General features: G+C 71.4%; 21 protein-coding genes. 9 read left to right on the top strand and 12 right to left on the bottom strand.

Features of this window, described 5'->3' with window-relative positions:
- Window positions 1-37: 37 nt before the first annotated feature.
- The 6 genes from gyrB to dnaA form a co-directional block, all read right to left on the bottom strand.
- A complete protein-coding gene (gyrB, locus tag ABD369_RS26230; protein WP_344639005.1) occupies window positions 38-2071 on the bottom strand; it encodes a DNA topoisomerase (ATP-hydrolyzing) subunit B in 2034 nt (677 codons plus the stop codon).
- 375 nt (window positions 2072-2446) lie between these two features.
- Window positions 2447-2971, bottom strand: coding sequence for a DciA family protein (locus ABD369_RS26235; RefSeq protein ID WP_045303230.1), 525 nt, complete (start codon window positions 2969-2971; stop codon window positions 2447-2449).
- Window positions 2972-3220: 249 nt separating this feature from the next.
- Window positions 3221-4354 (bottom strand): DNA replication/repair protein RecF, encoded by a 1134-nt coding sequence (gene recF / locus ABD369_RS26240; protein ID WP_344639006.1) that lies wholly within the window; start codon window positions 4352-4354, stop codon window positions 3221-3223.
- Window positions 4355-4422: 68 nt separating this feature from the next.
- Window positions 4423-5298: a phosphogluconate dehydrogenase (NAD(+)-dependent, decarboxylating) gene (gnd, locus tag ABD369_RS26245; protein ID WP_344639007.1), complete on the bottom strand. Its 876-nt coding sequence runs from the start codon at window positions 5296-5298 to the stop codon at window positions 4423-4425.
- A 267-nt stretch (window positions 5299-5565) separates the two neighbouring features.
- Window positions 5566-6696, bottom strand: a complete 1131-nt coding sequence (dnaN, locus tag ABD369_RS26250) for a DNA polymerase III subunit beta (protein WP_344639008.1) — start codon at window positions 6694-6696, stop codon at window positions 5566-5568.
- Window positions 6697-7699: 1003 nt separating this feature from the next.
- Complete coding sequence (dnaA, locus tag ABD369_RS26255; protein WP_344639009.1) at window positions 7700-9649, bottom strand: chromosomal replication initiator protein DnaA; 1950 nt, start codon at window positions 9647-9649, stop codon at window positions 7700-7702.
- 536 nt (window positions 9650-10185) lie between these two features.
- Here dnaA and rpmH point away from each other — a divergent pair.
- From rpmH to ABD369_RS26300, 9 genes are all read left to right on the top strand, one after another.
- Complete coding sequence (gene rpmH, locus ABD369_RS26260; protein ID WP_030059672.1) at window positions 10186-10323, top strand: 50S ribosomal protein L34; 138 nt, start codon at window positions 10186-10188, stop codon at window positions 10321-10323.
- 19 nt (window positions 10324-10342) lie between these two features.
- Window positions 10343-10771 carry a ribonuclease P protein component gene (rnpA, locus tag ABD369_RS26265; RefSeq protein WP_344639010.1) on the top strand — a complete coding sequence of 143 codons (429 nt, stop codon included), beginning with the start codon at window positions 10343-10345 and terminating at the stop codon, window positions 10769-10771.
- A complete protein-coding gene (yidD, locus tag ABD369_RS26270; protein ID WP_344639011.1) occupies window positions 10768-11082 on the top strand; it encodes a membrane protein insertion efficiency factor YidD in 315 nt (104 codons plus the stop codon). The genes rnpA and yidD overlap by 4 nt, the downstream gene beginning before the upstream one ends.
- A gap of 3 nt (window positions 11083-11085) precedes the next feature.
- Window positions 11086-12279: a membrane protein insertase YidC gene (gene yidC / locus ABD369_RS26275; RefSeq protein WP_344639012.1), complete on the top strand. Its 1194-nt coding sequence runs from the start codon at window positions 11086-11088 to the stop codon at window positions 12277-12279.
- A 64-nt stretch (window positions 12280-12343) separates the two neighbouring features.
- The gene (locus tag ABD369_RS26280; RefSeq protein WP_425557777.1) at window positions 12344-12880 is read left to right on the top strand and encodes a Jag family protein; all 537 of its coding nucleotides are present in this window, start codon (window positions 12344-12346) and stop codon (window positions 12878-12880) included.
- Between the two features lie 234 nt (window positions 12881-13114).
- Window positions 13115-13909 (top strand): 16S rRNA (guanine(527)-N(7))-methyltransferase RsmG, encoded by a 795-nt coding sequence (gene rsmG, locus ABD369_RS26285; protein ID WP_344639013.1) that lies wholly within the window; start codon window positions 13115-13117, stop codon window positions 13907-13909.
- Window positions 13910-14499: 590 nt separating this feature from the next.
- Window positions 14500-15477, top strand: coding sequence for a ParA family protein (locus ABD369_RS26290; RefSeq protein ID WP_344639054.1), 978 nt, complete (start codon window positions 14500-14502; stop codon window positions 15475-15477).
- Window positions 15474-16628, top strand: a complete 1155-nt coding sequence (locus ABD369_RS26295; RefSeq protein WP_344639014.1) for a ParB/RepB/Spo0J family partition protein — start codon at window positions 15474-15476, stop codon at window positions 16626-16628. Before ABD369_RS26290 ends, ABD369_RS26295 begins: the two co-directional genes overlap by 4 nt.
- Window positions 16629-16743: 115 nt before the next feature.
- Window positions 16744-17361 carry a GNAT family N-acetyltransferase gene (locus ABD369_RS26300; protein WP_344639015.1) on the top strand — a complete coding sequence of 206 codons (618 nt, stop codon included), beginning with the start codon at window positions 16744-16746 and terminating at the stop codon, window positions 17359-17361.
- Between the two features lie 96 nt (window positions 17362-17457).
- Here ABD369_RS26300 and trxA read toward each other — a convergent pair whose 3' ends face one another.
- From trxA to murJ, 6 genes are all read right to left on the bottom strand, one after another.
- Window positions 17458-17784 (bottom strand): thioredoxin, encoded by a 327-nt coding sequence (trxA, locus tag ABD369_RS26305; protein ID WP_344639016.1) that lies wholly within the window; start codon window positions 17782-17784, stop codon window positions 17458-17460.
- A 226-nt stretch (window positions 17785-18010) separates the two neighbouring features.
- Window positions 18011-18979, bottom strand: coding sequence for a thioredoxin-disulfide reductase (gene trxB, locus ABD369_RS26310; RefSeq protein ID WP_344639017.1), 969 nt, complete (start codon window positions 18977-18979; stop codon window positions 18011-18013).
- Window positions 18980-19179: 200 nt separating this feature from the next.
- A complete protein-coding gene (locus tag ABD369_RS26315) occupies window positions 19180-20286 on the bottom strand; it encodes a hypothetical protein (RefSeq protein WP_344639018.1) in 1107 nt (368 codons plus the stop codon).
- Window positions 20283-21005, bottom strand: a complete 723-nt coding sequence (gene sigM / locus ABD369_RS26320) for an RNA polymerase sigma factor SigM (RefSeq protein WP_344639019.1) — start codon at window positions 21003-21005, stop codon at window positions 20283-20285. The genes ABD369_RS26315 and sigM overlap by 4 nt, the downstream gene beginning before the upstream one ends.
- Before the next feature lie 52 nt (window positions 21006-21057).
- Window positions 21058-23187 (bottom strand): protein kinase family protein, encoded by a 2130-nt coding sequence (locus ABD369_RS26325; protein WP_344639020.1) that lies wholly within the window; start codon window positions 23185-23187, stop codon window positions 21058-21060.
- 203 nt (window positions 23188-23390) lie between these two features.
- A complete protein-coding gene (gene murJ / locus ABD369_RS26330; RefSeq protein WP_344639021.1) occupies window positions 23391-25799 on the bottom strand; it encodes a murein biosynthesis integral membrane protein MurJ in 2409 nt (802 codons plus the stop codon).
- Window positions 25800-25817 lie beyond the last annotated feature (18 nt).

The raw sequence follows: 25817 nt of genomic DNA on the forward strand, positions 1-25817 counted from the left end.
CTTTCACGCGTGACTGGTTCGTGGGATCCGCTCGGGATCACACGTCCAGGAAGCGGACGTCCTTGGCGTTGCGCTGGATGAAGGACCGGCGGGCCTCCACGTCCTCGCCCATCAGGACGGAGAACAGGTCGTCGGCGCGGGCGGCGTCCTCCAGGGTGACCTGGAGCAGCAGGCGGTGCGCCGGGTCCATGGTGGTGACCCGCAGCTCTTCGGCGTTCATCTCGCCCAGACCCTTGAAGCGCTGGATCGCGTCGTCCTTGGGCAGCCGGCGTCCGGCCTCCACGCCGGCCGCGATGACCGCCTCCTTCTCCTTGTCGGAGTAGACGTACTCGAAGTCGTCCTTGCCCCACTTGATCTTGTACAGCGGGGGCATCGCCAGGTAGACGTACCCGGCCTCGACCAGCGGCCGCATGAAGCGGAACAGCAGGGTCAGCAGCAGGGTGCGGATGTGCTGTCCGTCGACGTCGGCGTCCGCCATCAGGACGATCTTGTGATAGCGCAGCTTGGACTCGTCGTAGTCCTCCTGGATGCCGCAGCCGAAGGCCGAGATCAGCGCCTGGACCTCGGTGTTCTGCAGCACCTTGTCGATCCGGGCCTTCTCGACGTTCAGGATCTTGCCGCGGATCGGGAGGATCGCCTGGATGCGCGGGTCGCGGCCCTGCTTGGCGGAGCCGCCGGCGGAGTCACCCTCGACGATGAAGATCTCGCACTCGCCCGGGTCCTTGGACTGGCAGTCGCTCAGCTTGCCGGGCAGCGAGGCGCTCTCCAGCAGGCCCTTGCGGCGGGTCAGGTCGCGGGCCTTGCGGGCGGCCACGCGGGCGGTGGCGGCCTGGATCGACTTGCGGATGATGTCCGCGGCCTCGTTGGGGTTGCGGTCCAGCCAGTCGCCGAACTGCTCGTGCACCACGCGCTGGACGAAGGTCTTGGCCTCGGTGTTGCCCAGCTTGTCCTTGGTCTGGCCCTCGAACTGCGGCTCGGCCAACTTGACCGAGATGATCGCGGTCAGACCCTCGCGGATGTCCTCGCCGGAGAGGTTCTCGTCCTTCTCGCGGAGCAGCTTCTTGTCGCGCGCGTAGCGGTTGACCAGGCCCGTCAGCGCCGCGCGGAAGCCCTCCTCGTGGGTACCGCCGCCGTGGGTGTGGATGGTGTTGGCGAAGGAGTAGACACCCTCGGTGTACGAGGAGTTCCACTGCATCGCGATCTCGACCGAGATCGTCTTGTCCTTGTCCTCCGCCTCGAAGTCGATCACCGAGGGGTGGATGACCTCGCCCTTGCGGGAGTTGAGGTGGGCGACGAAGTCGGCGATGCCGCCGTCGTACTTGTACGTGACGGAGAGCGGCTTGCCCTCCTCGTCCAGGTGCTCGGGACGCTCGTCGGTCAGCGAGATGGTCAGACCCTTGTTGAGGAAGGCCATCTCCTGGAAGCGGCGGGAGAGCGTCTCGAAGGAGTAGACGGTGGTCTCGAAGATGTCGCCGTCGGCCCAGAAGGTGACGCTGGTGCCGGTCCGGTCGGTCGCCTCGTGCTGGGCCAGCGGCGCGGTCGGGGCGCCCAGCTTGTAGTCCTGGGTCCAGCGGTGGCCGTCGGTGTGGATCTCGATCGCCAGCTTGGTGGAGAGCGCGTTGACCACCGAGACACCGACACCGTGCAGACCGCCGGAGACCGCGTACCCGCCGCCGCCGAACTTGCCGCCCGCGTGCAGCACCGTCAGCACGACCTCGACGGCCGGCTTCTCCTGGCCCGGGACGATGCCGACCGGGATGCCGCGGCCGTTGTCGACCACCCGCACCCCGCCGTCGGCCAGGATCGTGACGTCGATGGTGTCGGCGTGCCCGGCCATGGCCTCGTCGACGGAGTTGTCCACTACCTCCTGGACCAGGTGGTGCAGGCCGCGCTCGCCCGTGGAACCGATGTACATACCGGGGCGCTTGCGGACCGCGTCGAGGCCCTCGAGCACCTGGATGTTGCTGGCGGTGTACGAGCCCTCGGCGGCCTGGTCGGTGGGTTCTGGGGTCTGGCTGGAGTTGCCGGAATCGGCCACGAAGCGCCCTCTCTGGCACAGCGCGGGCCGCATCCCCGCCCACTTCCAGGCAGGCCTGCGACCACGGCGTCTTGACTCGGTTGCTGCGAGCAACAGTGTTTGGCTCTTAGTCTACCGGTACGACTGACAGAGATGGCCGTTTGGCAGCCCCTGAGGGCAGATGTGCCGCCCTGAATCCCCTCCGCACATGTCCCGATACTCGCCAGGGGGGCTCAGAGCCCTTACGCGGGCCGCCAGCGATTCCGGAGGTGGCTGCTCCGATTACTGCCCGGAGCCAAGGGCCGCCTCACCGCCGCGACCGTCGGCCGGTGGCTGCGCCGGGGAGGCGGCCGGCCCGGAAGGGCCCCGGGAGCGGACACCGGCAACCGGCCGGCACAACCGCGAGCAAGGGGGGCGAAGGCGCGACGGCTAGCCCCAGGTGTCGCCCGGTCCCCGGCTGCCGGGTGCCCGCAGCCGGCCGTAGCCGCGCTTGGGGGCGTCCGGGCCGAGCACCTTGATGACCCGGACCGTGCCATGGCCCAGCTCGTGGTTCAACCGGGCCACCAACTGGCGCGCCAGCAGTCTCAGCTGGGTGGCCCACGCGGTGGAGTCGCACTGCACGGTGAGCACCGCCTCGGCCTCCGCGTACTGCTTGGGCACACAGTGCGCCGCGATGTCCGGGCCCACGATCTGCGGCCAGCGGCCCATCACCCCGCCCACCGCCGCCGGGGCCTCCCAGCCCCGCTCGGTGATCAGCCGGTTCAGCGCCGCACCCAGCGGCACCGGGTCGCGGCCGTCCGCCCGGGCGCCGCTTCGCAGGCCGTGCCGCTTCGCCTCGCGCTTCTCCCGGACCTGCTCGCCGCGCTTGCGGGCCTGCTCCTTGGCCGCCCGCAGCGCCACCCGGGCCAGATCCACACCCGACGGCTCCGGAGACCTCGGATCCTGGTCGCTCACCGCGGCGATCCCCTTTCCCCAGGCTGTGGACAACGAAGTCCTCCAGCTTACGGCGGTGCGGCAGTGATCCACGCCACCCGGGCGTTCCGGGGCAGGGGCATCCCCCGAGGCAGGATGCGGGAGGGACTGCGTCAAAGGGGCAGAACGGCGTGCCACGGGCGACCCGCACCTCGAAGCCCCGATGGGACGGTGCGACCGGCTCTCCCGGGAACGGGCCCGCACGGGGTACGCCCGCCACCGCAAGGGCGCTCAGTCGAGGCGGGTGACGGTGCCGTCGGAGACGGCGTAGCGGGCGCCGGACAGCGCCTTCGGCACGTCCTCGGGGACGGCCGCGGTGACCAGGACCTGCTCGGCGTCCGCGACCAGTTCGGCCAGCCGCTCCCGGCGGCGCGCGTCCAGTTCGGCGAAGACGTCGTCCAGGATCAGTACCGGCTCACCGCCGTCGGCCTTGAGCAGCTCGTACGAGGCCAGCCGCAGCGCCAGCGCGTACGACCAGGACTCCCCGTGGCTGGCGTACCCCTTGGCGGGCAGCGGCCCGAGCTTCAGGACGAGCTCGTCGCGGTGCGGCCCGACCAGGGTCAGCCCGCGGGCCACCTCCTGCGAGCGGACCTCCGTCAGGGCCGCCAGCAGCTGCTGTTCGGCCTCCTCGCGGCTGGTCGGCAGGGCGTCGCTCTCGAAGGAGCTCCGGTACTCCAGCGTGGTCGCCCCGCCGCCCGGGGCCAGCTGCTCGTACGCCCGCGCCACCAGCGGCTGGAGCGCGGTCACCAGCTGGATCCGGAAGGCGGTCAGCTCGGCTCCGGCCCGCGCCAGGTGGCCGTCCCAGACCTCGAGGGTGGAGAGGTCGGCGCCCCGGCCACCACCGGATCGGCGGGCCGTCGCGGCGGTCTTGAGCAGGGCGTTGCGCTGCTTGAGCACCCGCTCGTAGTCCTGCCGGACACCGGCCAGCCGGGGGGCCCGGGCAGTCAGCAACTCGTCCAGGAAGCGGCGGCGCTCACCCGGGTCGCCCTTGACCAGGGCGAGATCCTCCGGGGCGAACAGCACCGTGCGCAGCACGCCGAGGACGTCACGCGGGCGGACGTTGTCGGAGCGGTTGAGCCGGGCCCGGTTGGCCCGGCCCGGGTTGATCTCCAGCTCCACCAGGGTGGTGCGGCCGGCCTGTACGACGGACGTCCGGACCACGGCCCGTTCGGCGCCGAGCCTGATCAGCGGGGCGTCGGTGGCCACCCGGTGGCTGCCCAGGGTGGCGACGTAGCCGATCGCCTCGACCAGGTTGGTCTTGCCCTGCCCGTTCGGCCCCACGAAGGCGGTCACGCCCGGATCGAGGGGCACCTCGACCCGGGCGTAGGACCGGAAGTCGGCGAGCGACAGATGCACGACATGCATGGGTGTGGACTGCGCTCGCCTTCTGGGACTGTCGTACTGCTGGTACTACCGGCTGCCGCGTACCGCGGTTACTTCGACTCGACCGCGTGGCCGCCGAACTGGTTGCGCAGCGCAGCGATCATCTTCATCTGCGGCGAGTCCTCCTGGCGGGAGGAGAAGCGGGCGAAGAGCGAGGCGGTGATCGCCGGCAGCGGCACCGCGTGGTCGATCGCGGCCTCGACCGTCCAGCGGCCCTCGCCGGAGTCCGCGGCCCAGCCCTTGAGCTTGGCCAGGTGCTCGTCGTCGTCCAGCGCGCGGACGGCCAGGTCGAGCAGCCAGGAGCGGATCACCGTGCCCTCCTGCCAGCTGCGGAAGACCTCGCGCACGTCGGTGACCTCGGGGGCCGCCTCAAGCAGCTCCCAGCCCTCGGCGAAGGCCTGCATCATCGCGTACTCGATGCCGTTGTGGACCATCTTGGCGAAGTGGCCGGCGCCGACCTTGCCCGCGTGCACCGAGCCGAACTCGCCCTCGGGCTTCAGCGCGTCGAAGATCGGCTGCACCTTGGCGACGTGCTCGGCGTCGCCGCCGTACATCAGCGCGTAGCCGTTCTCCAGGCCCCAGACGCCGCCGGAGACGCCGCAGTCCACGAAGCCGATGCCCTTGGCAGCCAGCGTCTCGGCGTGCTTGATGTCGTCGGTCCAGCGCGAGTTGCCGCCGTCGACCACCACGTCACCGGGCGAGAGCAGCTCGGCCAGCAGGTCAACGGTGTCCTGGGTCGGGCCGCCCGCCGGAACCATCACCCACACCACGCGCGGGCCCTGCAGCTTGCTGACCAGCTGCTCGAGGCTGTCGACATCCGCGAGTTCCGGGTTGCGGTCGTAGCCGATGACGGTGTGGCCGGCGCGGCGGATGCGCTCGCGCATGTTGCCGCCCATCTTGCCGAGACCGATGAGGCCGAGCTCCATGACAACTGTCCTTCACTGTGGTGTCGTGCTTGGCAGCGGCGCCGTTGCCGCACAGCCTGAGCCTACGCCGGGACGCACAGCGCCTCCCCCGGTCGGGGTGGACCGAGGGAGGCTGTGTCTCGTGGTGCGGCGGGATGTCCACAGGCTGTGGACCGACCCGTGGACGGGTCGCAGTGCCCGGACGTTCTCCACAGGCTGCGGGTGACGCCCCGGCCGGGGCATGCCCACCCTGTGGAGGACGGGCCCCGGCCGAGGGGCGGCCGGCCGTCAGCCGGAGAGCCGCACCGGCATGATCAGGTACTGGTACGCGACGTCCGCCTCGGCGTCCACCGCGGCCTTGCCGCTGAGCAGGGCCGGCTTGGTCGAGGTGGTGAAGCTCAGCTGGGCGTACGGAGCGTCGATGGCCTTGAGGCCCTCCTCCAGGTAGCCCGGGTTGAAGGCGATCGAGATGTCATCGCCCTCGAGGTCGGCGTCGACCCGCTCGGTGGCCTGGGCGTCGTCGCCGGAGCCGGCCTCCAGGGTGAGCACGCCCTGCTCGAAGCTGAGCCGGACCGGGGTGTTGCGCTCGGCGACCAGCGACACGCGCTTGAGCGCCTCCAGGAACGGCTGGGTCTGGATCGCGGCGATCGCGCTGAACTCGGTCGGGAACAGCGTGCGGTACTTCGGGAACTCACCCTCCAGCAGGCGGGTGGTCGTCCGGCGTCCGGCGCCCTCGAAGCCGATCAGGCCCTCGCCGGCGCCGCCGGAGGAGAGCGCGATGGAGACGCTGTCGCCGCTGCCCAGGGACTTGGCGATGTCCTGCAGGGTCTTGGCCGGGACCAGGGCGACGGCGGAGATGTCCGCCTGCTCTGGCTTCCACAGCAGCTCGCGGACCGCGAAGCGGTAGCGGTCGGTGGCGGCCAGGGTGATCCGGTCGCCCTCGATCTCGACCCGGACACCGGTGAGCACCGGCAGGGTGTCGTCCCGCCCGGCCGCCACGGCGACCTGGCTGACGGCGGAGGCGAAGACGTCGCCAGGGACGCTGCCGGTCGCGGTCGGCATCTGCGGCAGGGCCGGGTAGTCCTCGACGGACATGCTGGGGAGGGTGAAGCGCGAGCTGCCGCAGACCACGCTGACCCGCATGCCGTCGGTGGAGATCTCCACCGGGCGGTTGGGCAGGTTGCGCGAGATGTCGTTCAGCAGGCGGCCGGAGACCAGGACGGTGCCGGCCTCCTCCACGTCCGCCTCCAGCTCGACCCGGGCCGAGACCTCGTAGTCGAACCCGGACAGCGCCAGGGTGCCCTCCTGGGCCGTCAGCAGCAGGCCGGCCAGCACCGGCACCGGCGGCCGCGCCGGGAGGCTGCGGGCAGCCCAGGCCACCGCCTCCGCGAGGACGTCACGCTCCACCCGGAACTTCACCGGTAACCGCCTCCTGGACTCCGCTGTCGCTTGCGCTCTTGATCGTCTACCGACACCTGGCCGCCGAGCCTGAGCCCTCCGGTTTCCAGTTGCCGAGGAACAGTCTGACGTACTCCACCGACAGACTGGGCAATCGGGCGGATGCAAGTCCGAACAGATGTCGGGTTCGGACTGTCCACAGATTTTGGCCCACCCCGCTGTTGATCGAGGCAAGGGGTCTATAGGTGTAGTGGTAGTAGTAGGGCTTGTGGATACCGTGGATAACCACGTTTCCCCAGGTCAGGGCCCATTTTTTGTCCACAGTGGGTGTGGATCGGAGCTGTGGACAAGCAACGTCCGCTGTGGACAGCGGAGCGTTACCCACAGGGCACTCAGGGTATCCACAGGTTATCCCCAGCCCCATCCCCAGATCATGGCCGGTTTATCCACGGGGCGCTGTCAACTTCTCGTGACGGCTTTCACACCAGCAGGTGAATTGTTGCTGCATGTTGTCGAACTGTGGATGCCCCTGTGGAGAACCTGGGGATAACCGGCCCTCTCCTGGGGACAGTCGGTGGATAACCCATCCGGCGCACTGAGGGGTCGCCAACTGTCCACAGCCTGTGGATAACTGTTGTGCACAAGTCCACAGGGGTCTGACCTGCGTCGAAGAGCGTAGCGGCGAGCGTCCTGTGGACGAATTCTGGATAACTCGGGGCTCCCCAGCCTGTGGACGGGGGAAAACCACCCGGTCCTGTGGATTGCCGTCCACCGACTCCGTCCCGTTCGAATCGACGGTCAGATGTTCGTTGCGGCAGTCCACCTGGCGAAGCGTCGACTGTACGAATCCTGCCCCGTGATCGCGGCCGTCACACCTGCTTTCTTCCACGACCGTCCCGCCGGAGCCCGTTCCGGGCGGCTGCGAGAGCGCCGCGCGGCCACCTGCGGCCCGTGCTCCCGCAGGCATGCGAAAGGGGAGCCAGGTGGTCCTGACTCCCCTTCAAACGGGCCGAGGCGTCCCGTACTAGCTCTTGATGCGGTTGGTCAGCTCGGTGACCTGGTTGTAGATGGAGCGCCGCTCGGCCATCAGCGAGCGGATCTTCCGGTCGGCGTGCATCACCGTGGTGTGGTCCCGGCCGCCGAACTGGGCACCGATCTTCGGCAGCGACAGGTCGGTGAGCTCCCGGCACAGGTACATGGCGATCTGGCGCGCCGTCACCAGCACGCGGCTGCGCGAGGAGCCGCAGAGGTCGTCCACACCCAGCCCGAAGTAGGCGGCGGTCTGCTGCATGATGACCTGCGCGGTGATCTCGGGACCCGCGTCCTCGTCGCCGCCCGGGATCAGGTCCTTGAGGACGATGCCCGCCAACTCCAGGTCCACCGGCGCCCGGTTGAGGTTGGCGAAGGCGGTGACCCGGATCAGCGCGCCCTCCAACTCCCGGATGTTGCGGGTGATCCGGGATGCGATGAACTCCAACACGTCGGCGGGAGCATTGAGTTGCTCCTGGATCGCCTTCTTGCGCAGGATCGCGATCCGGGTCTCCAGCTCGGGCGGGGTGACGTCGGTGATCAGTCCCCACTCGAAGCGGTTCCGCAGCCGGTCCTCCAGGGTGATCAGCTGCTTGGGCGGCCGGTCCGAGGAGAGCACGATCTGCTTGTTGGCGTTGTGCAGGGTGTTGAAGGTGTGGAAGAACTCCTCCTGCGTGGACTCCTTGCTCGCCAGGAACTGGACGTCGTCCACCAGCAGGATGTCCATGTCCCGGTACCGCTTGCGGAACGCGTCCGCCTTGCCGTCCCGGATCGAGTTGATGAACTCGTTGGTGAACTCCTCCGAACTCACGTAGCGCACCCGGGTGCCCGGGAAGAGGCTGCGCGAGTAGTGGCCGATGGCGTGCAGCAGGTGGGTCTTGCCCAGGCCGGACTCGCCGTAGATGAAGAGCGGGTTGTACGCCTTGGCCGGGGCCTCGGCGACCGCCACCGCCGCGGCGTGCGCGAAGCGGTTGCTGGCGCCGATCACGAAGGTGTCGAAGAGGTACTTGGGGTTCAGCCGGGCCGCGGGCTCGTCCTTGCGCGAGCCGCCGGCCGGGGGAGCGCCGGGCGGCGCGGGCACGCCGGGGCTCGGGGTGCGCTCGGGCAGCGCACCGCCCGGCGAGCCCCCGGCCGGCGGGCGGGTGTCGGGGAGCTGCACCCCGGGATCGGGCTGGACGCCCGGCTGGCGCTGCGGAACCGGCGGGGTGCGCCGGACGCCGCCGGCGCTGCGCGGACGGTCGTCCGGGCCGGCGCCGTACGCGCCGCCGAAGAGGTCGCCCTGGGCGGCGGTGCCGGAGTCCCGGGACGGGGACTCGCCGCGCCGCTCGGCGGGCCGGGTGCCGTAGCCGCCGTCCCAGCCGCCCGGCCGCTCGGAGGTCTCCGCCCAGTCGGGCTGCTCACCGCCGTAGGGGGCGGGTCGCTGGTCGTAGCCGGCGGTGTCGTACCGGCCGGTGCGCTCGTAGCCCTGGGGGGCCTCGGCGGCCGGGGAGTCGTACCTGCCGGAGTAGTCGGAAGCGGGGAAGCTCTCGGCGACGGGCCAGCGGCCCGCCTCGGCCTCCTGCTCGCGGTAGGGCTGCTGCCACTCCCGGGCCTGGCCGCCCTGGGGGTGCTGCGGCTGCTGGGGGCGGGAGTCGGCGGGCTGGGGCTCGGACGGCGCGGGGCCGGCAGCCGGCGGGACGGCGTTGGCGTCCACCATCACGGCGATCCGTACGGGGCGGCCGAACTCGCGGCTGAGCTCCTCGGTGAGCGGCGGCAGCAGCCGGCCCTCCAGCACCTGCTTGGCGCGCTCGTTGGGCGCGGCCAGCAGGGCCGTGTCGTGCATCATCCACATCGGCTGGGTACGGCGCAGCCACATCTTGTCGCTGTCGCCGACGCCCGAGTCGTTGACCAGCCGCTCGACGACTCTCGCCCAGACAACGACGAGATCGCTGTTGACATCAGCCACTGGTGCACGCTTTCTCGTTCCCCGAATCGGGGGTGTCAAGGGACTCCGGGTGCCGGTCCGATCCGATGAACAATCCCGACAAGTCCTGCAACGGTAGTCAGCCGATGGGGCTGATTCAAGTTGTTGTCCACAGGCTGTGGGTGAACGTACTCCCGGTGCGTGGGCGGGCGCGCGCAGTTGCGGCCCGGGCTGCGGACGAGGGCCACGCGGGTGTGTGGAACGGACCGGCGCCGGTCCGGCTCATCATGATCGGCGGCCTTTGCGGAACTGGGTGCCGGTGGGGCCGGGTGGCCGGTTTGACCCTCCGCCCCCGTGCCGCGTACCGTAACCAGGTCGAGTTGTCGATGGCCGCTGCCGCATGTCCGCGGGTCTTCCCGCTTCCATCAAGGCGCGCAGCACGGGCGCCGTGGTTTGCCGCAACCCCAGCCGACCTGGGACGTTGCGGCCAGATTTCTCAACCAGGAGAGATCGCGCGGACGCACGGTGACGGCCAAGCGACGTCCCGTCGTCCTACGATTCATCTCAGGAGCCCCCGAGTGAGCAAGCGCACCTTCCAGCCGAACAACCGTCGTCGCGCGAAGACCCACGGCTTCCGGCTGCGGATGCGTACCCGCGCCGGCCGCGCCATCCTGGCTGCCCGCCGTGGCAAGGGCCGCGCCAGCCTGTCCGCCTGATCCGAATCCGAGGTCTGCAGTGCTGCCCTCCGAGAATCGGCTGCGGCGGCGCCAGGACTTCGCGACCGCAGTGAAACGCGGTCGTCGGGCCGGTCGGCCCCTGCTGGTCGTCCATCTCAACAGAGACGGGGCGGCTGTGGCACGGACCGACCGGAACAGCGACTCCCACCCGCACGTCGCCGAGGGGCTCCCTTCGGCGCGTGCGGGTTTCGTCGTGAGCAAGGCTGTCGGTCCCGCGGTCGTCCGCAATCTGGTGAAGCGGCGACTGCGTCACCTGGTCCGCGAGCGCCTGTCCCGGTTCCCCGCAGGTAGCCTGATAGTGGTACGTGCGCTGCCCCCGGCCGGGACGGCTTCGTACCTGGATCTGGAGCACGACCTGGACGCGGCGTTGCGGCGGCTGCTCCGGGCGGAGCCGGCCGATGCCGTGCCGACAGGAGCAGGGCGATGAAGTACCTGCTGATGGGGCTGATCAGGCTCTACCAGTGGACGATCAGTCCGCTGCTCGGCCCGGTTTGCCGGTACTACCCCTCGTGTTCGCACTATGGGTACGAAGCGGTGCGGGTGCACGGCGCGGTCAAGGGTGGTGCCCTGACCGCGTGGCGCATCCTGCGCTGCAACCCATGGTCGCCCGGTGGGGTCGACCATGTACCGCCGCGCAAGCACCCGGTCTGGCACCGTCGGTTGCGCGATCTGCTGAGCCCGAAGAGCGGGACCGCCGGGCCTGAGCCGGTGGCCAAGCCCGATGTCCAAGGAGTCTGACCGGTGACCTGGTCCTTCCTCAGTCCTCTGTACACCGCAGTGTCCTGGATCATCGTCCAGTTCCACACGCTGTACAGCCACGTCTTCGACCCGAACGGCGGGTGGGCGTGGGGTCTGGCGATCGCCTCGATGGTGGTCGTCATTCGAATCTGCCTGATCCCGCTCTTCGTGAAGCAGATCAACGCGACTCGGGCCATGCAGGCGATCCAGCCCAAGATGAAGGCCATCCAGGAGCGCTACAAGAACGACCGGCAGCGCCAGTCCGAAGAGATGATGAAGCTGTACAAGGAGGCGGGTACCAACCCGTTCTCCAGCTGCCTTCCGATTCTCGTGCAGGCGCCGTTCTTCACCGCCCTCTACGGCGTGCTCAGCTCGGTCGCGAGCGGCAAGACGATCGGCGTCATCACTCCCAGCCTGCTGGCCAGCGCCAAGCAGGCGCACATCTTCGGTGCCCCGCTGTCGGCCAAGTTCGTCGGCTCCGACCAGCTGAACGTGCAGATCGTGACCGCGATCATGATCGTGCTGATGTCGCTGTCGCAGTTCGTCACCCAGCGCCAGCTGATGACCAAGAACGTGGACCTCACGGTCAAGACGCCGTTCATGCAGCAGCAGAAGATGCTGATGTACGTCTTCCCGATCATGTTCGCCGTGATGGGCATCAACTTCCCGGTCGGTGTGCTGGTCTACTGGCTGACCACCAATATCTGGTCGATGGGTCAGCAGCTGATCGTCATCCGCAACAACCCGACGCCGGGCAGCAAGGCGTATGCCGAGCGCCAGGCCCGGCTGAAGAAGGCCGGCCGGCTGAACCCGGACGGCTCGGTGAAGAAGAGCGGGCCGCTCGCGCTGTTCTCCGGTGGTTCCGGCAAGGGTGCGGCCTCGGCCGAGGCCGTGGTCGAGGACGCGGTGCAGGTGCGGCGGCAGCAGCCGCGCAAGCAGACCAAGGCGCAGCGCCAGCAGGGCGGGACGCAGCCCGGCGGCGCCGGCGCGCAGACCCCCCTGGCCAAGGAGTCGGAGACCGCGGCCGCGGAGTCGGCCTCGCCGGCTGCCGACGAGCCCGCTCCGGCCGGGTCGGCTCCGGCCAAGGCGACGACGGGCAAGCCGGGCGCGGCCAAGCCGGGTGCGGGCAAGCCGGGCCCGCGTCAGCAGCCGAAGCGGGGCGGGCAGGGCGGCCAGCGGCCGAGGAAGAAGTCCTGACGGACTTCAGCCAGATCTTCGTTTCTCGGCCCACCCGAGGGCCCATTCCTGAAGGAGTCCATCAGTGACGGAAGGCACCACCTCTGCTGCCGAGGCCGAGGCCGCGACCGGTGCGGGCGCTGCCGACGGTCTGATCGCCCGCCTGGAGCAGGAGGGTGACATCGCGGCCGACTACCTGGAGGGTCTGCTCGACATCGCGGACCTCGACGGTGACATCGACATGGATGTCGAGGGCGACCGCGCTCTGGTGTCCATCGTCAGCGACGGCAACGACCGCTCCCTGCAGCGTCTGGTCGGCCACGACGGCGAGGTGCTGGAGGCCCTGCAGGAGCTGACCCGGCTGGCGGTGCACCGGGAGACCGGCGAGCGCAGCCGCCTCATGCTGGACATTGCCGGGTTCCGGGCGCGCAAGCGGTCCGAGCTGGCGGCGCTGGGCAGCAAGGCGGTCGAGCAGGTCAAGAGCACGGGCGAGCAGGTGAAGCTCCGCCCGATGACCCCGTTCGAGCGCAAGGTGGTCCACGACGCGGTGGCCGCGGCGGGTCTGCGCAGCGAGTCGGAGGGCGAGGAGCCCCAGCGCTGCGTCGTCGTCCTGCCGGGCTGAGGTCGCAGGCGGCCTGTCGACCGACCCCGTCCGCTTCGTGCGGGCGGGGTCGTCGTCCCTTCGGGGCCGCCCGGGCACACGAGGGCAGGTGTGCCACGGTCGGCGGCGGTCGCGTTTCACGCGTTGTGGTTTCACGCGTTGTGTTTCACGTGAAACAGAGCCCATATGGAACATGGACCGGATGGCCCACCCGGTGAGTGCGGGTCGGTGGAGACGGTGAGCGGAGAGGCTGAGATGGAGACGGACGGCGTGGCGGCCGCGGGTACCCCGGCGGACGGCGGCGAGGACGGTCGGCAGGAACTGCCGCAGGCGCCGGCCGTGGCGCAGGAGATCTTCGGCGAGCGGTTCCCGGTCGCTCTGCGGTACACCGAGCTGCTGGCGACGGCCGGGGTGCGGCGCGGGCTGATCGGTCCGCGTGAGGTGCCCCGGCTCTGGGACCGCCATGTGCTCAACTGCGCGGTGCTGGCCGAGCTGCTGCCGACCGGTACCTCGCTGTGCGATGTCGGTTCGGGTGCCGGGCTGCCCGGCATCCCGGTGGCGATGGCGCGTCCCGATGTCTCGGTGACGCTGCTGGAGCCGCTGCTGCGGCGGACCACCTTCCTGGAGGAAGTGGTCCGCGAGCTCGGCCTGGACAATGTGACGGTGCTGCGCGGCCGGGCCGAGGAGATGGTCGGCAAGCTCTCGGTGGACATCGTCACCGCGAGGGCGGTGGCACCGCTGGACCGGCTGGCCGGGTGGGGGATGCCGCTGCTGCGTCCGTACGGGCAGATGCTGGCGCTCAAGGGCGACACGGCGGAGCAGGAGCTGGCGGACTCGCGGGCGGCGCTGACCAAGCTCGGTGCGGTCAACTGGTCCGTGATCTCGGTCGGTGAGGGCACCCTGGAGACCTCGACCCGGGTGGTCCGGGTGGAGGCCGGGGAGAGCCCGGGCGGGGTGAAGGCGGCGACCCGCAGGGCGAAGGCAGCCCGGGCCGGGAGGTCCGGCAAGGCCGGTGACGGCCCCCGCGGGGCTGGGCGCCGGCGGCGCTGAGGCCCCGTTCACGGGCACGGTGCGGGGCGGGTGGCCCCCGGCTCCACCAGGGCCAGGGCCACACCCCCTGCCGGGGCCGCGACTCTTCCGGGCCCGTACTCCTGCCGGGGCTGCGGGCCCCGGCAGGCCGACGGCCCCGTCGTGAAGCGGAAGGCCGGCTGAGGAGCCGGCCCGTTGGAGGCGGTGGCGTGTCCGGGGAACGGGCGCGCCGATGCCGAATCCGGCGATAGACCACTCCACCTCGGGGGCGGGCGCGGCGCGAGCGGTGGATCCCCTCGGCCTGACGTCCTGAGGCTGCGCCCTATGGAGGGGGGAAGGGGTGAACGGCGGCAGCGGATCGGATCGCCCGGGGGTGAACAGGCGGGTGGCGCGAGCCGCCCGCTTGGTGCTTTCGGGTGCCCTCGGTGGCGCCGCCGTCACTCGTCGGAGTGTCGCACCGTCAGATTTCCGGCATTGCGGGCATGGTGTTTCACGTGAAACGTCGCTCCCTGCTCTCTGGAATCCTCACCCGCAGCCGGGCGGCGACTGTTGCCGCTCCGGTTTCACGTGAAACACTGACCCACATGCAGGACTCGGAGACCATCGATCAGATCGATGACACGCCCATCGCGCGCGCTGCCCGGGCCGCAGTACGAGCTGCCGGGCGTGCCGGTGAAGGGCTGCCCAGGCCGACGGCGACCAGGGTGATCGTGGTGGCCAACCAGAAGGGTGGAGTGGGGAAGACCACCACCACCGTCAATCTGGCCGCAGCGCTGGCACTGCACGGCCTGCGCGTCCTGGTCGTCGATCTCGACCCGCAGGGGAACGCCTCCACGGCGCTCGGGATCGACCACCACGCGGAGGTGCCGTCGATCTACGACGTGCTGGTGGAGGGCAAGCCGCTGGCCGACGTGGTGCAGCCGGTGGTGGACGTGGAGGGGTTGTTCTGCGTCCCGGCGACCATCGACCTGGCCGGTGCCGAGATCGAGCTGGTCTCGCTGGTGGCCCGGGAGAGCCGGCTCCAGCGCGCCATCGCGGCCTATGAACAGCCGCTGGACTACATCCTGATCGACTGCCCGCCCTCGCTCGGGCTGCTGACGGTCAATGCGCTGGTGGCGGGCCAGGAGGTGCTGATCCCGATCCAGTGCGAGTACTACGCGCTGGAGGGGCTCGGCCAGCTGCTGCGGAACGTCGAACTGGTCCGCGCGCACCTGAACCCGACGCTGCACGTCTCCACCATCCTGCTCACCATGTACGACGCCCGAACCCGGCTGGCGGCCCAGGTGGCGGAGGAGGTTCGGACCCACTTCCAGCAGGAGGTGCTGCAGACGGCGATCCCGCGGTCGGTCCGGGTCTCCGAGGCTCCGAGTTACGGGCAGACCGTGCTCACCTACGACCCGGGTTCCACCGGTGCGCTGTCCTACCTGGAGGCAGCCCGTGAGCTGGCCCTGAGGGCGGTCGGCCTGGGGCAGCCCGGTAGTGCGGGACAGGGCGCGGTGGAGCACGGCTCGGTGGGACAGCAGCGGAGCGCGAGTGACGCGCCGGCTGTTCCGATGGCACAGCACGGCACGATGGAGGACAACCGGTGAGTGGTGGGCGCAGGGGGCTGGGACGAGGGCTCGGGGCACTGATCCCGGCGGCGACACCGGCCGTGGGGCCGGCCGCCGGCCCGGCCGAGGAGTCGCTCGCGGGCGCGCCGGCGGCGGGGGCCGCGCGGACGGGGGAGCCTGCTCCGGCGGTGCCCTCCGGCGTGCTCTCCCCGACTGCGGTTCCGGTGCTTCCGTCCGGACGGGGTACGGCGGCGGCGAAGGCTGCGGCCGGGAGCGCACGGGAGCAGGCCGGGCAGTCGCAGCACAGCGTGCTGGAGGCGGTGCTGAGCGAGGCGGTGCTCCACCCGGTCGCGGGCGCCAGGTTCGCCGAGCTGCCGTTGGGCGCGATCCGGCCGAACCCGCGTCAGCCACGCGAGGTCTTCGACGAGGACAAGCTGGCCGAGCTGGTCGCCTCCATCAAGGAGGTGGGCCTGCTCCAGCCGGTGGTGGTCCGTCAGGTCGACGGCGGGCAGTATGAGCTGATCATGGGCGAGCGTCGGCTGCGGGCCTCCAAGCAGGCCGGCCTGGAGCTGATCCCGGCGATCGTCCGGGCCACCGAGGACGACAAGCTGCTGCTCGACGCGCTGCTGGAGAACCTGCACCGGGCGGAGCTCAACCCGCTGGAGGAGGCCGCGGCCTACGATCAGCTGCTGCAGGACTTCTCCTGCACCCACGACGAGCTGGCCGACCGGATCGGCCGCTCGCGTTCGCACGTCTCCAACACCCTGCGACTGCTGAAGCTCTCCCCGGCCGTGCAGGCCCGGGTGGCAGCGGGCGTGCTGACGGCGGGCCACGCCCGGGCACTGCTGGGCGTCCCGGACGGCGAGCGGCAGGACCAGTTGGCCCGGCGGATCGTGGCGGAGGGTCTTTCGGTGCGTACCACCGAGGAGATCGTCGCGGTGATGGACCGGGAGCAGAAGCCGAAGCGCCCCTCCCCCAAGGCGGGGAAGCTCTTCACCCCCGCTTTCGAAGATCTCTCCGAGCGGCTCTCGGACCGGTTCGAGACCAGGGTGAAGGTCGAGGTGTCGCAGCGGAACGGGAAGCTGGGCAAGGGCAAGGTGGTCCTGGAGTTCGGCTCCGTCGAGGACCTCAACCGGATTCTGGACAGTCTGGCTCCCGGTGAGGACGGCCTGCGGCTGTCGCAGGGCTGAGGGTTCCGGAGCTTGGGTTCGGGTGCATGTTTCACGTGAAACGTGCACCCGTTCCGTTTCCGGAGGAAGCTCATCGATGTGATGTCCGCCCGGGGTGGATGAGGAGGTGTGGGGCGTGGGACGGAGGATCGTTCCGCTGACGCTGGACAACCTTGCGGATCTCCCGACGACGTGTCGGTCCTGCGTGTTCTGGGAGCTCGACCCGGTGAGCGCCAAGGCGGCGGTGGAGTCCGGCAAGCCCGAGCTGGAGAAGGAGGGCTGGATCTCCGCCGTACTGCTGGAGTGGGGTTCCTGCGGTCGGATCGTCTACGTGGACGAGATCCCCGTCGGGTACGTGCTGTACGCGCCGCCCGCGTATGTACCGCGTTCGCTGGCCTTCCCGACCAGTCCGATCTCGCCGGACGCCGTACAGCTGATGATCAGTCGAGTGCTGCCCGGCTACCAGCGGCAGGGGATCGGCCGGGTGTTGGTGCAGACGGTGGCCAAGGACCTGGTCGGCCGGGGCTTCAAGGCGATCGAGGCGTTCGGTGCGGTGGGCCGGGAGATTCCGAGCTGTGTACTGCCGGCCGAGCACCTGCTGGCGGTGGGCTTCAAGACGGTACGCCCGCACCACCGCTACCCCCGGCTGAGGCTGGAGGCGCGCACCACGCTCTCCTGGAAGGGGGACGTGGAGGTCGCGCTGGAACGGCTGCTGGGCGGTGCCCGGAAGGAGCCGGCCCTGCGGCCGTTCTGAGCGGGGCTGCCGGATGCGGCGGAGCAGACGGCGAGGGCGGGCCACCGGAATTCCCGGTGGCCCGCCCTCGGGCGTGCTCGGTGGCTGCGCCGCCGATCAGATGAAGTCGGCCAGCTCGCGCAGCAGCGCGGCCTTCGGGCGGGCGCCGGTGATGGTCTTCACCAGCTCGCCGTTCTGGTAGACGTTGAGCGTGGGGATGGAGATCACGTTGTACGTGGTCGCGGTCTCCTGGTTGTTGTCGACGTCCAGCTTGGCGACGGTGAGCTTGTCACCGTGCTCCTTCGCGATCTCCTCCAGGATCGGGGCGACCTGGCGGCACGGGCCGCACCAGGTGGCCCAGAAGTCGACGAGGACGGGCTTGTCGCTCTTGAGGACCTCGGCGTCGAAGGTCGCGTCGGTCACGGTGATGGTGGCGCCGGCCACGGGAACTCCTCAGGGTCGCGGACGAGATGGTGCTTCGGCCCGGAAGAATCCGGTAGGCACCCTTGGGGTGGATAACAGCCTGTGGTTGATAACAACCTGCACGGCTGTTCTGTTTCGGCGGAGGTCCCTCGCAGGCTGTCCGCGTTCCACGTCGTCGGGGAGTGTTTCACGTGAAACAGCGGCGCGGCCAGGCTGTGAGCGGGACCTCCGCCGGGTGGGGTTCGGGTCAGGCCGCGACGGTGGCGGCCTGGGCCTCCAGGTCGGCCAGCGAGGCCAGGTAGCGCTCGGCGTCCAGGGCTGCGGCGCAGCCGGTGCCGGCGGCGGTGATGGCCTGGCGGTAGGTGTGGTCGACCACGTCGCCGGCGGCGAAGACGCCGGGGATGTTGGTGCGGGTGGAGGGGGACTCGACCTTCAGGTAGCCCTCGGCGTCGAGGTCGAGCTGGCCCTTGAAGAGCTCGGTGCGCGGGTCGTGGCCGATCGCGATGAACAGGCCGGTGACGGCCAGCTCGCGGGTCTCACCGGTGGTGGTGTCGCGAAGCGTCACCCCGCTCAGCTTCGGGTCGCCGTGGATCTCCTGGACCGCGCTGTCCCAGGCGAAGGTGATCTTCTCGTCGGCGAAGGCGCGCTCCTGCATGGCCTTGGAGGCGCGCAGGGTGTCGCGGCGGTGGATCACCGTGACGCTGTTGGCGAAGCGGGAGAGGAAGGTCGCCTCCTCCAGCGCGGTGTCGCCGCCGCCGACCACCGCGATGTCCTGGCCCTTGAAGAAGAAGCCGTCGCAGGTGGCGCACCAGGAGACGCCGCGGCCGGACAGCGCGTCCTCGCGGGGCAGCCCGAGCTTGCGGTGCTGGGAGCCGGTGGTGACGATCACGGTGCGGGCCCGGTGGACGTTGCCCTCGGAGTCGGTGACGGTCTTGACGTCGCCGGTGAGGTCCACCGCGACGATGTCGTCCGGGATCAGCTCGGCGCCGAACTTCTCGGCCTGCGCCCGCATGTTGTCCATCAGCTCGGGGCCCATGATGCCGTCGCGGAAGCCGGGGAAGTTCTCGACCTCGGTGGTGTTCATGAGCGCACCGCCGGCGGTGACGGCGCCCTCGAAGACCAGCGGCTTGAGGGAGGCTCGGGCGGTGTAGAGCGCGGCCGTGTACCCGGCGGGGCCGGAGCCGATGATGATCACGTTGCGGACGTCGTCGCTCACTGCATCTCCTGGTTCGCATCGCACGGCTCGGGCCGTGTGATTGGGCGCTATTGCGGGGAGGGCGGCTTCTCCGCCGACCCGGACAACGACTCACCAGTGTCGCTCATTCCCGGGGCTCCGTGCAGCAGGCGCCCGAGCCGTGGGCGGGATGCGGTCACCGGCCGGCGGGCTCCGTTCCGGCGGGGCGGTGGGAGGACGGCTCAGCCAGCGGGCAGGACGCGGTGCAGCACCACGGTGGCGCCCGGACAGGACGGTGTGACGAGGTATACGTCGAGGCTGTCGGGCCGGTCCGGAAGCGGGTAGACCAGGGCGGTCACCTCGGCGCCGCCGTAGCGGCCGCGGCCGACGGCGAGCGGGGTGCCGGAGATGCCGCCCGCGACGCCGTCCAGGCAGCTGGGGACGGCGGAGGACAGCCGGCTGCCGAGCGCGGGCGTCTGGGCCGCCTCCGGCTGCGCACCGGCCGCCGAGGGCATCTTGGGCGTGGTCTTCGCGGCGACCAACTGGTTGATCTGTGCCGCGAGTTGGTCGTCCTGGAAGACCGGGCCGCCCTCCCCGGCGGCGGCCGCCGGATGCTGGGCGTCGGCGCCCTGGGTGGCCGGTCCGCCGGTGGGACGGGCGACCGCGGTGGAGGCGGCCGTCGCCGAGGTGTCGTTCGCCCGGACGTGTGCCCCGTCCTGTCGCACGATCAGAGCGCCGCCGATCCCGAGGACGGCGATCAGGGCGGCGGCCCCCAGCACGAGCCGTCCGCGGCGGCGGCGCCCGGCCGGAGCGGGACGCCCGGGACCGCCGGGCCCCGGGGAGGCGGCAGTGGACGAACCGGGCCGGGTCCGGTCCGCCGGACGGCCGGGTGGGGCCGACGCCCCCCTGACGGGCCGGGCGGTGCGCTCGCCGGACGAGGCGGGGCCGAAGGGGCCGTCGGGCTCCGCCATCGGCGGTTCGGCCAGTTGTGCTCCGGTCAGTTGTGTTCCGGTCAGTTGTGCTTCGGCCGGGCCGGGTTCGGCCGGTTGCGCGGCCGCCGGGCGCGGCTCTGCCACCGGGAGGCGCGCGGCCTCGGCGGCCAGGGCCGCGTCGATGCGCTCGGCGATGTCGGCGGGCAGCGGTGGCGCCTCCACCGCGCCCAGCAGGTCCCGGACCTCGGCGAAGGCCACGAAGCTGTCCGCGCAGTCCGGGCACTCGGCGAGGTGCCGGCGGAGGCCCGGGACCAGGTCCGGGTCGGCCAGGTCCTCGGCGAGGTCGGCGAGCAGCTCGGTGCCGGGGTGCGGGTCGGCGCCGTCGGCAGCGGTCCAGGAGGGGGTACCAGACGTCATCGCGAGGTCACATCTCCTTCCAGGACCTGTTCGGGCAGCTGGCGGCCCGCTGTTCTGACGGGGCCGGGGCGGGTCGGGTTCCCGCCCGGGCCGGACGGTGTTCCACGTGAAACAGCCGCCGGGGAGGCGGCGGGGCCCGGGTCGTCCTCGGCCGGGGCGGCTCTCAGGTGGCGGACCAGCGGCAGCAGTCTGGCGCGGCCGCGGGCGCAGCGGCTCTTGACCGTGCCCACCGGCACCCCGAGGAGTTCGGCGGCCTCGGCGACCGGGTAGCCCTGCATGTCCACCAGGACCAGTGCCGCGCGCTGGTCGACCGGGAGGGTGGCCAGCGAGGCGGTCACCTCGCGCTGGAGCTCCGCACGGACCACCGAGGTCTCGGCGGGTTCGGTGCTGCCGAGCAGGGTGTCCAGCCGCTGGGGTTCCTCGTCCAGGGACCCGGCCCGCCGCGCGGTGGCGCGGCGGGCACGGTCCAGGCAGGCGTTGACCACGATCCGGTGCAGCCAGGTGGTGACGGCGGACCGGCCCTGGAAGGTGTGCGCGGAGCGGAAGGCGGAGACCAGGGCGTCCTGGAGCGCGTCGGCGGCCTCCTCGCGGTCGCCGAGGGTGCGCAGCGCGACGGCCCAGAGCCGGTCCCGGTGACGGCGGACGAGGACCCCGAAGGCGTCCGGGTCGCCGGCACCGTGCCGCGCCAGCAGGTCGGCGTCGGAGGGCTCCTCGCTCATGTCTCCCCCCCTCTGGTCCGGCGGCTTCATCGGGACGGGCTCCCGTGGCAGCTCAGCCGCTGACCTGGACCTCGGCGATCCGGCCCTGATACCGGCCATCCGTATCCTGGGGGAGGCTGGTCAGCCAGATCAAGAGGTACCGCGTGGTCAGTGGCTTCTGCGGCTTCAGGTCGACCGACACGCCCTGGCCCGAGTCCACGGGCTGGCCGAAGACGGAGTTGAGCGTGTCCTTGGCGACGGTCGGCGCGGTGGAGGTGTCCTTGGGCGCGGCTCGCAGCTCGACCTTGGTGCTGCCCACGAACTGGACGTGGACCGAGGTGACCCGCTGCGCGGAGCCGAGGTCGACCATCAGGCCGGTGCCCGGCTTGTAGGCGCCGCCGACGTTGTCGAAGTAGCCGGATGTCGGCCAGGAAGTGGACGGGTCGCCGTCGATGGCCTTGGGAAGCTCCGGCGTGTGCTCCGGGTCGCCGTACGGGTTGAACGACGTGACGCCCGTGATCCGGATCGGCTTGCCGCCGTCGTCGGCGCCGGCGGACGCCGTGGAGCCGCCTGCGGAGTTGCTCGGAGCGCTGCTGGGCGAGGTGCCGGCCGCGACGGTGCCGCGGTCCGTCTGGTGGTGCAGGGTGCTCACCAGCTGCCAGGAGCCGGTGCCGATGGCGGCCAGCGCGACCAGGGAGGCGGTCCACTTGGCGAAGGTGCGCAGCCCGCGGTGCTGGCGGGCCGGACGCGGCGGGATCCGTTCGGTGTCCAGCGGCCGGGCGTTGTTCGGCTGCCCGCCGTCCGGCCGGCTGGGGCGGTTCTGCGGCTGCGCCGGGCGCGGGTTGCCGTAGCGCGGGGTGAAGGCCGGTGGGGCGGGCGGCTCGGGCTGACGGATCCTGGGCATCAGCGCGATCGCCTTGGCCAGCTCCTCCGGGCTGGTGATCGGCTCCAGGTTGTGCGGCAGCGGCTCGCACAGCGCTCGGGTGGCCAGCTCGGCCAGGCCCTTGTGGACGCCGGCCTTGACCTGGTCCGGCGGTACGCAGCCGAGGCTCTTGGGCAGCCCCTGGAGGTCGTACCGGTCCTCCGGGAAGGGCCAGCGGTGGGTCAGCGCGGCGTACAGCAGGACGCCGATGGCGCGGGTGTCGGTGCGCTCGGCGTCCTCGCTGGTCAGGCCGCGCAGGGCGGCGTCCACGGCGATGCCGTTGATCCGGTACTGGCCGCTCTCGGTGCGCAGCACGCAGCGCGGGGTGAGCCGCAGGTGGGCCTGGCCGCGCCGGTGGGCGGCGGTGATGGCGTCGGTGACCTGGCGGACCATCTGGTACGCGTCGTACGGCTCCATCGGTCCGGCGGCGAGCAGCTTGGCCAGATCGGTGGCGTCGGGCAGCCACTCGCGGATGACGTAGACCAGCTCGCCCTCCTGCACCGCGTCCAGGACCTGGACGAAGCGCGGGTCGCCGAGCAGGGCGGCGGACTTGGCGGCGGCGAGCACGGCCTTGGCCCGCTGGTGCCCGGCGGCGAGCAGGTGGACGCCGACCGCGCGGCGGAGCTTCTCGTCGACCGCGCGCCAGCTGCTGAAGCTCTCGGACTGGCCGATGCACTCCTCCAGCCGGTAGCGGCCGGCGATCTTGTCGCCGCTGTGCCGGAGCGGGGCGGGGAGGGCGGCGGGGAGCTGACCGGTGCCGCCTGCGGCCGGGGTGGCGGTGGATTGGGCGCTGGCGGCGGGGGAGGGCGTGCCGCCGGGCTTCGGGGTGGACGCGGCGGCGGGCTTGGCGGACCCCTTCGCCGCCGATGCGGCGGCGGGCTTGGCGGACCCCTTCGCCGCCGATGCGGCGGCCTCGTTGATCTCGTCGGCCGTCTCCTTCGCGGCGGCGGCGAGCGCGGCGGCACCGGCTGCGAGCTCGGCGGCGATCTCGGCGGAGGACAGCGGCGCGGCGGACTCGCCGACCCCGGTGCTCTTGGCGGGCTCCGTCCGGCCGGATCCGGTGCCGGCCCCGGCGGGGCCGTCGCTCCTGGCGGCCTGGCCGTTCTTCGCGGGCCGGCCGGCCTCGGACCCCTTGGTGTCCCCGGTGCCCTTGGCGGTGCCGTCCAGGTCGCCTCCCGGCTGCTCGCCCGATGTGTCGCTCGGAATGTCGCCGAGTGCCATGGCCAGCGCCGCCTCGTCCGCGACGGACGTGTCGACGACCGCCTTGGTGCCATCAGCCACCGTGGTCCTGCCTCCCCTTGTATCGCCCGGTTAACGTCCCGGAAATCCGGCCGCCGGCCCGGCCCGTCGGGGGCTGAGTGGTGCCAGGACAATTGTGCCCACTCATCCTCCCCTGGTACGACCGCTGAGGGGACCCGGTGGTTGCCCGCCGGTGAACGGATGGCCCTTCGGGCCGGATGGCGGGCGTACCGGTTGACGTCAGGTCAGCGTCCGATCCGGCTCCGCACCATACCGATCATCGCGTTGAGCTCCTCGATCCGCATCCGCCTGGCCATCGCCGTGAACACCGTCAGCTGTGCCGCGGCGGCCACCACGAGGGTGAGTACGCTGCCCGGCCAGCCGTCCAGCACGCCGCGGAGCAGCAGGCTGATCGCGAACCCGACGACGGAGGCGGGGACGCTGGCGATGGCGAGCCGGACGTAGGTCTTGGCGATCCGGGGGGTGTCCAGGCCGCCGGTCCGGGACCTGAGCCTGGGCAGTGCCACCGCCACGCCGACGGCGTAGGAGGCGCCGTAGCCGAATGCCATCCCGGTGACCGCCAGCTGGGCCGGCAGCACAAGGTAGCAGAGCACCGCCGTGCCGGCCTGGCAGGCGGCCACCCAGACGGTGTTGGAGAACGGGGTGCGGGTGTCCTCGTAGGCGTAGAAGCCGCGCAGCAGGACGTACTGGACGGAGTACGGGATCAGGCCGAGCGCGAAGGCGGAGAGCATGTAGCCGACCGCGGTGCTGCCGTCGGCGGCCGAGCCGCCGTTGCCGACACCGTAGACGGCACCGCCGATCACCGGGCCGAGGGAGAGGAAGAGGAAGGCGGCGGGGACGATGGCCACCGCTGAGGTGCGCAGCCCGTACGAGAGGTCGTCGCGAACGGCGCCGGGGTCCTGGTCGGCGGCCGATCGGGAGAGCCGGGGGAGGACGGCGCTCATCACCGAGACGGTGATCACCGCCATCGGCAGCTGCCAGATCAGCAGGGCGTTGGAGTACGCGGCGAGGCCCGCGCCCAGGTAGCCCCTGGCCTCGGCGGCGCGCCCGGCCGCGGTGGCGAGCTGGGTGACCACCAGGTAGCCGGCCTGGTTGGCGAGGACGAACAGGAAGGTCCACTTGGCCAGCCGCGCGGCCTTGCCGAGGCCGTGGCCGCGCCAGTCGAAGCGGGGCCTGAAGCGGAAGCCGGAGGCTCGCAGGTACGGGATCATCGAGAGCGCCTGGACCGCGAGGCCGAGCAGGGTGCCCAGGCCGAGCAGCCGGACGCCCTCCGGGGTGATGCTCGACGGGGTGACCTCGCTGTGCTGGAAGGTGCCGAAGACCCAGATGTACGCCCCGAAGGTGAAGATCACCACGATGTTGTTGAGGACCGGGGTCCACATCATCGCGCCGAACCGCCCGCGGGCGTTGAGGATCTGACCCATCACCACATGGACGCCCATGAAGAAGACGGTGGGCAGGCAGTAGCGGGCGAGGGCGACCGTGGTGTCGGCGCTGGCCTGGTCGCGCATCAGCGAATGGGAGATCAGCTGGACCAGCAGCGGGGCGCCCAGCACGGCCGTGAAGGCGACCCCGGCCAGCCCGGTCATCACCAGGGTGAGCAGCCGGTTGGCGTAGGCGGTGCCGCCGTCCTCGTCCTGCTTCATGCTGCGGACCAGCTGCGGCACGAAGACGGCGTTCAGCGCGCCGCCGCCGATCAGGATGTACAGCAGGGTGGGCAGGGTGTTGGCGGCGTTGTAGGAGTCGCCCATGGTGCCGACACCGATCGCGGCGGCGATCACCATGGTGCGCAGGAAACCGGTGACCCGGGAGACCAGGGTGCCGGCCGCCATGACCGCGCTGGAGCTCAGCAGACCGCCGGTCCGCCCGCCGCCCCCCGCGCCCGCGTCGTCGCTCTCGCCATCGCCGTCCGGTGCGGGGTCGGGTGCCGGTTCCCCTCCGGGTGCGGTGGGCGGCGCCTCGACGGTCTTCGGCCCGGGCTTCTTCGCCACCGCCACCTCGACCGCGACCGCGGCGGCTCCGGTTCCGGCTTCGACCGGGTCCTCGGCCGGTGTCTCGGCGGCGGACCGGAGCGCGGCCTCGGCCTCGGAGAGCGGCGGGTCGAACTCGATCGGCGGGACGAACGGCCGATCCTCGGCGGACCTTCCGCCGTTCCCGCCGCCCGTCTCGCTCAGCAGCGCGTCCACGCCGACGTACTCGGTGGTCTCGGTGTCCCAGGGGGAGCCCTGGCGGGCGGGTTCCGGCGCGCCCGGCTCGGTGCTGTCCGGGAGTTCGTCGAGGGCGGCCGAGGCCCAGCGCGGGGCGGGCGCGGTCAGGCTCGGTTCGGGCCGCTGAGTGGGCTGCGGCGGCAGCTGCGGGGCGGTCGCCTCGGACTCCTCGCCCTTCCGGGTCTCCTCGGTCGCACGCCGGACGCCGTACGGGTCCGGGTCGGCCGGGGTGCGGTACGGGTCGGCCGCGTACGGGTCCTGGGCGTAGGTGTCCGCCAGGTACCAGTCCGAGGTGTTCTGACCGGCGTCCGGGCGATCACCGCGGTCGGCGGGCTCCGGAGAGCCCGCCGACGGCGCAGTGGTGGCGCGGTCGTGCGCCTGGCTACGGCCCTGGCCTTGTGCTCGCGCCTCGCTCCGCTCGCTCATGCCACCTCATCGCTGGTC

This window comes from Kitasatospora cystarginea (genome assembly GCF_039533515.1).
GTDB lineage: Bacteria > Actinomycetota > Actinomycetes > Streptomycetales > Streptomycetaceae > Kitasatospora > Kitasatospora cystarginea.